We start from the raw sequence: 9,972 nt of genomic DNA, 5'->3' as shown, positions 1-9,972 counted from the left end.
GCGGCGGGGCGGCGGGGCCGACCGGGGGCCGTCCCGGGTCGTAGGCGACGGTCGCCGGGCTTCCCTTGGACACATTGGTGAGCAGACGCTCCGCCTGCAGGATGCGCAGCGCCTGGCGCACCGCTCCCCGCTCGACGCCGAACTCGACGGCCAGTTTGGCCTGGGTGGGCATGCGCTGACCCGGCCGCAGCACACCGCTCGTGATCCGGCGGCGCAGCTCGTCGGCCACCTCGCGGTGTGTTCTCCGTGCCCGCCGCGGCCTCTTCCGCCCCTTGGCGGAGGCATATTCCGGGTCCACGTCCAAACAGTACAACTTCTCGCCATCTTCCGGCAGTTCAAGGAAAGGTGGTTATGAGACGCTTCCAAGTGGAGATAAGAGCAGTGAAGTTGGCAGCCAACTTGAACAACATGGTCAAACTTTCGAAGTGTTGGCCACCAGGGTGACGGTTGGGGTACACGGGCCGTGCTTCCTTCCGGAGGGGAGCCGGGAGCCCGGCCGGTGGAGAAGCCAACGAGGAGCGGCAGCCGGCACACGGCGCCGCCGGCACAGCCACAACTGAACAGACGGGACAACTGAACAGACGCTGCACAGCCACAACTGAAGACCGCCGGCACAGCCACAACTGAACAGCCGGACCACGGACATGTCGTCGCTGTCCGCCGTCACCGACGGGAGGAGCACTCAGAACATGTCCGGGCACCACGGGCGCCCGGACGTACGCAACAGGGCGTCGGCCATGCGGACGGCGCCCGCTCGTTCCTCCTGGACCCGGCCGAGCGCCGCGAGCCGCACGGCGGACTCGTCGCCGGGTCACAGGGTCGCCCATTCCGCGGCACCCAGCGTCAGACCGGGGCTCGCAGGCGCCGGGGCCGCGCAGGAAGCCGGTGTTCGGAGCACGGGCCCGGTCCGGAATCTCGTCCTCGTCGGCGGGACGAACATCGATGTGCGAGGAGGCGCCGGTCACGGGGCGACGGCAGGGTCGGGGATGCGGGGTGTCCCGGGTTTTTCCCCGCCCCGCCGCCGGCCCGTCCCGCGCTCCCTCGAGGACTTCGCTCCCGCGCCGCCCCGAGCCACGGAAGCGGCCCGGACGGCCTCGCCCCGCACGCCGGACGGGCCGCGCGGCCGGTGCTCAGAACACCGCCCGGACCTTCCCCACCTCCCGGCCGCCGCCCAGCAGCGGGGCGTGCCCGATGCGGTCGAGCACCGGGGCGTCCAGGCCCGCCAGGGCCAGGGCGCGGGCCAGGACCGGGCCCAGGGCCCGGACCGCACCGTCCTCGATCTTGAAGGCGAGGGCGCGGCCGTCCGGAAGGGCCACGGCCTGGACGGCCTCCGCGCCCACCTTGGAGAGGGTGCCGGGGAGGTCGCGCATCAGCCAGGTGTCGATGCGGCGGGTGCCGGCGACGTACTCGGGGTGGGCGCGCATGGCGTCCGCGACCCGGCGTTCGGGGGTGCCGGGCGCGGCCAGGACGAAGGAGCGGAAGGCGCGGGCCAGGCCCGTGAGGCTGATCGCCATCAGCGGCGCGCCGCAGCCGTCCGTGCCGACCGCGGCCACCGGCTCCCCCGCCGCCTCCTCCACACTCCTGTGGATGAGCTGCTGCAGCGGATGCTCCGGGTCGAGGTACGACTCCAGCGGCCAGCCCCGCAGCGCGCACGCCGCCAGCATCGCGGTGTGCTTGCCGGAGCAGTTCATCACCACCCGGTCGCGCACCGCCCCGGAGGCCAGGTAGCGTTCCTTCTCCTCCTGGTCCAGCGGCAGGTCCGGCGGGCACTGCAACTGCTCCGGGCTCAGCCCGTGCTCGTCGAGCATTGTGCGGACCAGATCGAGGTGAAACGTTTCACCGGAGTGGCTGGCAGCGGCGAGGGCAAGCCGTTCGCCTTTCAGTTCCAGGCCGGCGCGCAGCACGCCCGCCGCCTGCATCGGCTTGTTGGACGAGCGCGGGAAGACCGGTGAGGTCACGTCCCCCAGCGCGAACTCCACCGAACCGTCCGCGCCCAGCAGCACCAGGCTGCCCCGGTGCCGCCCTTCCACGAACCCCGAGCGGACCACCTCTGCCAGGACGGGGGAGGCGACGGACGACGATGCCGCCGGCGCTGACGGCGCCGAGGACGCTGACGACACGGACATGGCGGTGGCCTTCCGGGACGACGGGCTGAGGAGGCTGGGCACCGGGTGACCGGCCGTCCGCGCCGACCCGGGGCCTTGACGACCGTCGCGTCAGGCGAGCAGGTCGTCCACCTGTGCCTCCCCCTCACGGTACCTGCGGGCGATCTCCGCGCTGCACTCGTCGGCCGTGCGCTGCAGCTCCTGCCGCCGTCCGGAGACCTGCTGCTCGTACCGCACGAGCCGTCCCATCGCCGCGCCCAGCTCCGCGTCCGTACGGGCCCTCAGGTCCGACAGCTCGACCTCGGCGAGCATCTGCGCGGCCAGCCGCCGGTACTCCTCCCCGTGCGGCGTGTCGAGCGTCACATGGCGGGCCGAGGAACGCTGCCGTGCGGGCGCGTCCCGGAGGATCTCCGCGAGCCGCTGGACGAGGGAGGTCTGCCCGGGCGCGGACCCCTGCCCGGAGTCCGGGACGGACGCGGACCCGCGCCGGGCCAGTTCCGCGCGCAGGATGTCGATCCGCCCCTGGAGCAGCCGCCGTACGTAGCTCAGGTCGGCCTCGTCCCGCTGCGCCCGCCGGCGCAGGGCGCGCAGCTCGGACAGGCTCAGCGCGGTCAGGTCGGGCTCCGCCGGACCGGCGGGCTCCGCCGGCTTCGCCGGTTCCGCCGGTTTCGCGGGCTCCACGGGAAGCTCCGGGCTGTCGGTGCGCTGCACGGGCGGGCGGTGGCCCTCCGGAATGCCCCCGTGGACCGGCAAGGCCGCCGCGGACTGCCGCTCGGTGCTCGATGTGCTCATGCCCCTCAACCGTCCCCTCGACCGGCACGTACGGGAAGCATCGTGCCACTCCGAGTGGCCGGTGTGTGACCGAGCGCCCCCGATCAGCCCCGTATAGGGGGCTATGGATCACAAAGAAGCACGATATGGACTTTCTTCCGATCTTTTCCGACTCCCTCGGACCGGGGTGCCCCGGGCACCCGGACGGCCGACCGGCATGATGGTCGCCATGCGTGCAGTGGTGCAGAGAGTGGACGGCGCAAGCGTCGTCGTGGACGGCGAGACGGTGGGAGCGATCGAGGGCGAGGGGCTGTGCGTCCTCGTCGGCGTCACCCACGACGACACCAAGGAGAAGGCGGCCCAGCTCGCCCGCAAGCTCTGGTCGATCCGCATGCTGCACGACGAGAAGTCGTGCAGCGACACCGGTGCCCCGCTGCTGGTCATCAGCCAGTTCACGCTGTACGGCGACGCCCGCAAGGGCCGCCGCCCCACCTGGAGCGCGGCTGCCCCGGGCGAGGTCGCCGAGCCGCTGGTCGAGGAGGTGGTCGCCCAGCTGCGCTCGCTGGGTGCGACGGTGGCGACGGGCCGGTTCGGCGCGCAGATGCGGGTGTCGCTGACGAACGACGGCCCGTTCACCGTCCTGCTGGAGGTGTAGGCCACCGGTTCCCCGGCAGCCCCGGGGCTGCCGGGGGCTGCGGCCGGGGCTACGGCTCGACGACGACCTCCTGCGCCGCCGCCGTGTCCCCCGCCAGCAGCCGCGCGTCCACCGGGACGTTCCGCTTGACCAGGGCGAGCGCGACCGGGCCGAGCTCGAAGTGCCGTACGGACGTGGTCACAAAACCGATCTTGCGGCCGTCCGGCCCCTGGTCGGCGAGACGGATGTCCGTGCCGTGCGGCGGCAGATGGACCTCGCTGCCGTCGAGGTGCAGGAAGACCAGACGGCGCGGCGGCTTGCCGAGGTTGTGCACCCGGGCCACGGTCTCCTGGCCGCGGTAGCAGCCCTTGTTCAGATGGACGGCCGTGCCGATCAGGCCCACCTCGTGCGGGATGGTGCGGTGGTCGGTCTCGAAGCCCAGCCGGGGGCGGTGCTGCTCGACGCGCAGTGCCTCGTGGGCGAGGATCCCGGCCGGCGGGCCGGCCGTCCGGGCGTACGACTCCAGGTCCGCGCGCGGCAGGAACAGGTCGCGGCCGTACGGGGTCTCCCGCACGACGACCCCCTCGGGCACCTCCGCGATGGAACCGGCCGGCAGATGCACCACGGCGTAGTCCCCGGTGCGGTCGGCGATCTCGACCCGGTAGAAGAACTTCATCGACTCCAGGTAGGCGATCAGCGCCTCCTGGGTGCCGGGCTCCACGTGCGCCCAGACCGTCTCGCCGTCGTCGACCAGGTAGAGCGCGTGCTCGATGTGACCGTGCGGGGACAGGATCAGCGCCTCGGTGGCCTGGCCCGCGGGCAGCTCGCTGACGTGCTGGGTGAGCAGAAGATGCAGCCAGCCGAGCCGGTCCTCGCCGGAGACGGTGACGACACCGCGGTGCGAGAGGTCGACGAATCCGGTGCCGTCCGCGAGAGCGCGCTGTTCACGGAACAGGTCGCCGTAGTGGGCGGCGACGCCTTCGTCCACTCCCTCGGCGGGGACGGCGCCGGGCAAGGACAGCAGGGGACTCTTCATGGGGAAAGCCTACGACGCGGTGGCCGGCCCCTTCGGGGAACAGTCCGCGCAGCGGCCGAAGATGGCGAAGTGCTTCAGATCGGTGTCGAAGCCGAACTGCTCCCGCAGCTTGGCCGTGAAGTCCTCCGCCACCTCCACATCGGCCTCGATCACGCCCTCGCAGTCCCGGCAGACCAGATGCAGATGGTGGTGACGGTCGGCGAGGTGATAGGTGGGCGCACCATGGCCGAGGTGGGCATGGCTGACCAGCCCCAGCTCCTCCAGCAGCTCCAGGGTCCGGTAGACGGTGGAGATGTTGATCCCCGACGCCGTCTTCCTCACCTCGTTGAGGATGGCGTCGGGGGTCGCATGCTCCAGGGTGTCCACGGCTTCGAGCACGAGCTGTCGCTGCGGCGTCAGCCGGTAGCCGCGCTGTCTGAGATCGCTCTTCCAGTCGGTGCTCACCACACCACGAGTCTAGGACCACCCGGGGCAGGTGCCGCTCGAAGTCGGAGCAGGTACTACTTGAAGAAGGCGATCCCGTCGTCGGGCAGGTCGTCCGGAAGCGACTTGGCCCAGCGCTCGACCTCCTCGGGAGTGACGACCTTCTTCAGCTGGGCGGACATGTAGGGGCGCAGCGCGACCTCGGGGGTCTGCTTCTCGCCGACCCACATCAGGTCGCCCTTGACATAGCCGTACAGCCGCTTGCCGCCGCTGTAGGGGCGGGACCCGGCGGTGCGGGCGACCGCGTCGGTGACCAGGTCGATCTGCGGCTTCCCGGCGGCCAGCTCGCCGTACCAGATCTCGACGACGCCGTCGTTGCGGGTCATCGTGACCTCGACCTTGCGGTCGGCGTCGATGCGCCAGAAGCCGGACTCGGACTCCAGCGGTTTGACCTTGTTGCCGTCCTTGTCCAGCACCCAGGTGCGGGAGTGGTACTCCAGGAAGTTCCGGCCGTCGTGGGTGAAGGAGACCTCCTGGCCGAAGTTGCACTTCTCGGCGCCCGGGAAGTCGTGCACACCGGCGCCGGCCCAGTCGCCGAGCAGAAAGGCGAGAGGGACCAGGTCCTTGTGGAGGTCGGACGGGATCTCGATCATGAGCTGCGTTTCTCGGTCGTGGTCAGCGCTGGCCCTGGTACAGCTTCTTCACGGTCAGGTAGGCGAAGGCGAGGACGCCGACGCAGACCAGAACCAACAGGGCTTCGAAGAAGATTTCCACGGGGTGCTCCTCGGTTGAGCAGGGTGCGGTGCGCACCAGGGCCGGGCTCCAGCTTAGTCGGCCGGAACCCGACCCTCCCGGCCGAGGTGCGCCGCCCGGGCCCGGACGGGCAGCCGGCCCCGCGGGGCCGGCCCGGCGTGCGCAGGTCGCCGCAGGTCCGCACGCCCGGCTCCTGCGCGGCCGGCGGCGGCAGGGAGGCAGGTTCCCGGTCGCCCGCCCGGATCTCCCCGGCGTCCTCAGGACGCAGCGCCGATGCCCCTCCCCCGGAACGGAGGCGCGCCCCCCGGGCACGCACCTTCCCGTACGCGCCTTCGCGGGGATCTTCGTACACGCCTTCGCGGGGACCTCCGGGTGACATCCGGGGTGCGGGGAGGGTGACTACGATTCAGGCATGGCGAAGAAGCTCGTAGTCAAGGTGACGGCTGGGGCGGACGCTCCCGAGCGGTGCTCGCAGGCGTTCACGGTGGCGGCGGTGGCCGCGGCCAGCGGGGTCGAGGTCTCGCTGTGGCTGACCGGGGAATCCGCCTGGTTCGCGCTGCCGGGCCGGGCCGCCGAGTTCGAGCTGCCGCACGCCGCTCCGCTGCCGGAGCTGATCGAGTCGATCCTCGCGGCCGGCCGGATCACCTTGTGCACGCAGTGCGCGGCCCGCCGGGAGATCACCGAGAAGGACGTGATGGAGGGCATCCGGATCGCGGGCGCGCAGGTCTTCGTCCAGGAGGCGCTGGCCGACGACACGCAGGCGCTCGTCTACTGAGACACCCTTTCGAGACGCTCCGTCCCCGCCGCTTCACCGTCCCGTCCCCGCCGGGACGTCCCGTCGCGGGGTCAGGGGCGTTTCTTGCCGTCCAGCTCGTCCCACCACTCGTCGGACTGCGGATCGCCCGACGGGTCGTCCCACCAGCGGTCGTCGGGCCCTCGCCGGTTGGCGATCACCGCGGCGATCGGCGGAATCACCATGGCAGCCAGACACATGCCGACCGCCGCGGGAACCGACCAGATCCGCACGACGCCCCACGCCAGGACGAACAGTCCGATACAGGTGCCCATCATGGCGAAGTACACATGACGCCGTCGTGCGTACATATCTCCAGAGTAGGTCCGCATCCGCCGCGTGCGACCTGCCGAGGCACGCCGATGTGCACCGAAAGACGCCAAGGCACGCCGAGACACGCCGAAGGGCCGCGCCCCGGGAAGGGAACACCCGGGGCGCGGCCCTTCCCGGGAAGGCTGCGGAAAGGGGCCGCGGGGGTCAGACCGCGATCGCGACCTCCGCGAGACCGCCCTTCTGAGCGACGACCGTACGGTCGACGGTGGCACCGGGGACCAGGGCGCGGACGGTCCAGGTGCCCTCGGCCGCGTAGAACCGGAACTGGCCCGTGGCGGAGGTGGGGACCTCCGCGGTGAACTCGCCGGTCGAGTCCAGGAGGCGGACGTAGCCCGCCACCGGCTCGCCGTTGCGGGTCACCTGACCCTGGATCGTCGTCTCACCCGGCCTGATCGTCGAGGCGTCCGGGCCGCCGGCCTTCGCTCCGCACATGTACTGCTCCAGAGGTTCGTTGACGTCGGTGAAGTCGGGAGGATCGGTGGAATCGGGAGGGGCCGGACCGGCTCACTTGCCGGAGCCGAGCTCGATCGGCACGCCCACCAGGGAGCCGTACTCGGTCCAGGAGCCGTCGTAGTTCTTGACGTTCGGGACCCCGAGCAGCTCGTGCAGGACGAACCAGGTCAGCGCGGAGCGCTCGCCGATGCGGCAGTAGGCGATGGTGTCCTTGGACAGGTCGACGTTCTCCTTCGCGTAGAGCTCCCTGAGCTCCTCGTCCGACTTGAAGGTGCCGTCGTCGTTGGCGTTCTTCGACCAGGGGATGTTCTTGGCGGTCGGGACGTGGCCCGGGCGCTGCGACTGCTCCTGCGGCAGGTGGGCCGGGGCGAGCAGCTTGCCGGAGAACTCGTCGGGCGAGCGGACGTCGACCAGGTTCTGCTGGCCGATGGCCTTCACCACCTCGTCGCGGAAGGCGCGGATGGAGGTGTCCTGCGGCTTGGCCTTGTACTCGGTCTTCGGGCGCTGCGGCACCTCCGTGCCGTCGACCAGCTCGCGGGCGTCCAGCTCCCACTTCTTGCGACCGCCGTCGAGGAGCTTGACCTTCTCGTGGCCGTACAGCTTGAAGTACCAGTACGCGTACGCGGCGAACCAGTTGTTGTTGCCGCCGTAGAGGATCACCGTGTGGTCGTTGGCGATGCCCTTCTCCGACAGGAGCTTCTCGAAGCCCTCCTGGTCGATGAAGTCACGGCGGACCGGGTCCTGGAGGTCCTTCGTCCAGTCGATCCGGATGGCGTTCTTGATGTGGTTCTTGTCGTACGCGGACGTGTCCTCGTCGACCTCGACGATGACGATGTCGGGGTCGTCCAGGTGCTCCTGGAGCCAGTCGGCGTCGACCAGTACGTCGCTGCGGCTCATGCTCAATCTCCTCCGGGGCAGTTGCGGCGGGGTGCGGATGTAGAAGAGGTGCGAAAGCACGCCGGTGCACGGTGCGGTACCGGGATGCACGGCGCACGGACGGCCCCGGGATCGCGCACGGGGCCGGCGATACGGGAGAAGGCTCCCGCTCAGAAAGTGCGACAGAGCATGGCAGCCACGCGGCACAGGTCCACTGCCCGCCGCTTCGTGAGATCCGCCTGTCGCTGCATGGGGTAGATCGTAGGGAGGACGGGCGGCTGTGTCACCGCTGTGTCGGATGTTGAGACGACATCGTCCGGGATACGGGAAGAAAGACAGAAACGAGAGGTCTCCGGACAGCCCCGCGAGGCCCGGATCTCCCCTCGTTCCCGTGCGGTTTCTGCGGTACGGACGACGCCGTCTCACCCATTGGACATCCTGGCGTCCGCCGGCTGTCGTCCCGCCCGACGAGTCCTACCCGGCGAGCCTGACGTTCGAACCCTTCACCGTGATCTCGAGGCCGTCCTTCGCCACCTTCACCGAGTCCAGCCGGATCCCGCCGGGCAGCTGGTCGATCGTCTGCTGGAAGTCGGTGACCGACCGGATGCGGTCCTCGGCGAGCTGCACACCGCCGAACTCGGGCAGCCCCTCGGCCTGCACCCGTACCTTGTTGTCCCGCACGGTGACCGAGCTGAACACGGTGCTGGGCACCTTGTTGCCCAGGATCGTGCTGACCACGTCGACCTTGATCTTCCCGTTGCCGCCGTCGGACAGGCCGACCACCTGGGAGGTCACACCGGGGGCGATCTGCGTGGACTCGGACTTGGCGGCCTTCAGCAGCTCGTCGTAGGCGATGAGCGCGGTGCCGGTGGCCTCGGAGGCGGTGGCCGAGCGGTAGCCGTCGGAGAAGCGCACGCCCTTCATGCTCGCCTCGAGGTCGTCGATGCGGATCTTCTGCTCGCCCTTGCCGGTGGACGCCTCGTAGCTCTCGATGCCGACCTTGATGTCGTCGAGCTCCCCGCTCGCCACCTGGGTGAGGAACGGGAAGCCGTTGATGGACACCTCGGGGGTGCTCGCCAGGTTCTCGGTCGTCCTGAGACGGTCGGCGGCCTGGTCCTCCGCGAAGTGCACCGCGATCCGGTCGACCGCCACGAACAGCAGCCCCAGGACCACGGCGACGATCAGAAGTATTCGCAGCGCGCGCATGCGGGTCTCCCCCCAGGGTGTGGGATCAAGGTCTGTGATCCGGACGGCCGGGCGGCCGTCGGCGGGAGCCTAACCCCGAAAACAACCCACTCGAGGATTTTGTTGATCAGCTGTGACAAGAGGTGCGGCGGACGATGCGGCCGTGAAGGCGCCCGGACCGGGCCGGCCCGGTGCGCGGGGCCTCGCGGCCGCGCCGGGCCCCGCTTTCCACGGCACGATCCGGACGGCATCCCGGACGGCGCTCCCCGGCCGGGCGCCCGCTCCCGGGCGGGCACCCGGCCGGGCATCCGCTCCTAGCCGAGCACCCGGCCCAGCACCCACACCACCGGTGCCGCCGCCGTGAGCGGCAGGGTGACACCGGCCGTGAAGTGCACGAAGCGCGACGGGTAGTCGTAGGCGGCCACGCGGTGGCCGATCAGGGCGCACACCGCCGCGCCCGTGCCGAGCAGCGCGCCCTTCGCGCCCATGTCCGTCATGCCGTCGACCACGATGCCCATGCCCGCCGCCGCGAGCAGCGCGACGACGGCGGAGGCCGCGGTGGGCAGCGGCAGCGCACGTGCCAGGACGGCCGCCGCGACCGCCGCCGCGC

Annotated in this window: 12 protein-coding genes and 1 pseudogene; 2 read left to right on the top strand and 11 right to left on the bottom strand. The window is 70.9% G+C overall.

Translation table 11 applies throughout. The features are described from left to right. The 3 genes from CCN35_RS03050 to CCN35_RS03040 form a co-directional block, all read right to left on the bottom strand. On the bottom strand, positions 1-304 hold a 304-nt coding region (locus tag CCN35_RS03050), incomplete at its 3' end, for a winged helix-turn-helix domain-containing protein (protein ID WP_143631358.1). Positions 305-1,130: 826 nt separating this feature from the next. Beyond that, entirely contained in the window at positions 1,131-2,126 is a 996-nt protein-coding gene (locus tag CCN35_RS03045) for an asparaginase (RefSeq protein WP_086791431.1), read from the bottom strand. Positions 2,127-2,216: 90 nt separating this feature from the next. After that, the gene (locus CCN35_RS03040) at positions 2,217-2,897 is read right to left on the bottom strand and encodes an RsiG family protein (protein ID WP_067397152.1); all 681 of its coding nucleotides are present in this window, start codon (positions 2,895-2,897) and stop codon (positions 2,217-2,219) included. Positions 2,898-3,105: 208 nt separating this feature from the next. Here CCN35_RS03040 and dtd point away from each other — a divergent pair, with 208 nt between their 5' ends. Further along, positions 3,106-3,531 carry a D-aminoacyl-tRNA deacylase gene (dtd, locus tag CCN35_RS03035; protein ID WP_079129848.1) on the top strand — a complete coding sequence of 142 codons (426 nt, stop codon included), beginning with the start codon at positions 3,106-3,108 and terminating at the stop codon, positions 3,529-3,531. 49 nt (positions 3,532-3,580) lie between these two features. On the opposite strand, the gene ygfZ is transcribed toward dtd, so the two are convergent. Genes ygfZ through CCN35_RS03020 form a run of 3 tightly spaced genes read right to left on the bottom strand, consistent with a single transcriptional unit; the run spans position 3,581 to position 5,622 of the window. Further along, positions 3,581-4,546 carry a CAF17-like 4Fe-4S cluster assembly/insertion protein YgfZ gene (gene ygfZ, locus CCN35_RS03030; RefSeq protein WP_067397154.1) on the bottom strand — a complete coding sequence of 322 codons (966 nt, stop codon included), beginning with the start codon at positions 4,544-4,546 and terminating at the stop codon, positions 3,581-3,583. 9 nt (positions 4,547-4,555) lie between these two features. Then, positions 4,556-4,993 carry a Fur family transcriptional regulator gene (locus CCN35_RS03025; RefSeq protein WP_067397155.1) on the bottom strand — a complete coding sequence of 146 codons (438 nt, stop codon included), beginning with the start codon at positions 4,991-4,993 and terminating at the stop codon, positions 4,556-4,558. Between the two features lie 53 nt (positions 4,994-5,046). Next, positions 5,047-5,622 (bottom strand): heme-binding beta-barrel domain-containing protein, encoded by a 576-nt coding sequence (locus CCN35_RS03020; RefSeq protein WP_067397156.1) that lies wholly within the window; start codon positions 5,620-5,622, stop codon positions 5,047-5,049. Between the two features lie 512 nt (positions 5,623-6,134). On the opposite strand from CCN35_RS03020, the gene CCN35_RS03010 reads away from it, so the two are divergent. Next, positions 6,135-6,497, top strand: a complete 363-nt coding sequence (locus CCN35_RS03010; RefSeq protein WP_067397157.1) for a DsrE family protein — start codon at positions 6,135-6,137, stop codon at positions 6,495-6,497. Between the two features lie 71 nt (positions 6,498-6,568). Here the strand turns inward: CCN35_RS03010 and CCN35_RS03005 are convergent, their stop codons facing one another. The 5 genes and pseudogenes from CCN35_RS03005 to CCN35_RS02985 all read right to left on the bottom strand — a co-directional run. Beyond that, a complete protein-coding gene (locus CCN35_RS03005; RefSeq protein WP_067397158.1) occupies positions 6,569-6,826 on the bottom strand; it encodes a DUF3099 domain-containing protein in 258 nt (85 codons plus the stop codon). Positions 6,827-6,992: 166 nt separating this feature from the next. After that, on the bottom strand, positions 6,993-7,280 hold the full coding sequence (locus CCN35_RS03000; RefSeq protein WP_067397159.1) for a DUF1416 domain-containing protein: 288 nt from the start codon (positions 7,278-7,280) through the stop codon (positions 6,993-6,995). Positions 7,281-7,352: 72 nt separating this feature from the next. Then, positions 7,353-8,198, bottom strand: a complete 846-nt coding sequence (locus tag CCN35_RS02995; protein ID WP_067397160.1) for a sulfurtransferase — start codon at positions 8,196-8,198, stop codon at positions 7,353-7,355. A 453-nt stretch (positions 8,199-8,651) separates the two neighbouring features. Beyond that, on the bottom strand, positions 8,652-9,383 hold the full coding sequence (locus CCN35_RS02990; RefSeq protein ID WP_067397161.1) for an LmeA family phospholipid-binding protein: 732 nt from the start codon (positions 9,381-9,383) through the stop codon (positions 8,652-8,654). Positions 9,384-9,676: 293 nt separating this feature from the next. After that, positions 9,677-9,972: pseudogene (locus CCN35_RS02985) on the bottom strand (hypothetical protein); the annotation flags it as partial.

It is taken from the genome of Streptomyces thermovulgaris (assembly GCF_002155915.1).
Classification (GTDB): domain Bacteria; phylum Actinomycetota; class Actinomycetes; order Streptomycetales; family Streptomycetaceae; genus Streptomyces; species Streptomyces thermovulgaris.
Note: the sequence above shows the minus strand (reverse complement) of the source record. Positions and strands in the feature narration are given on the sequence as shown.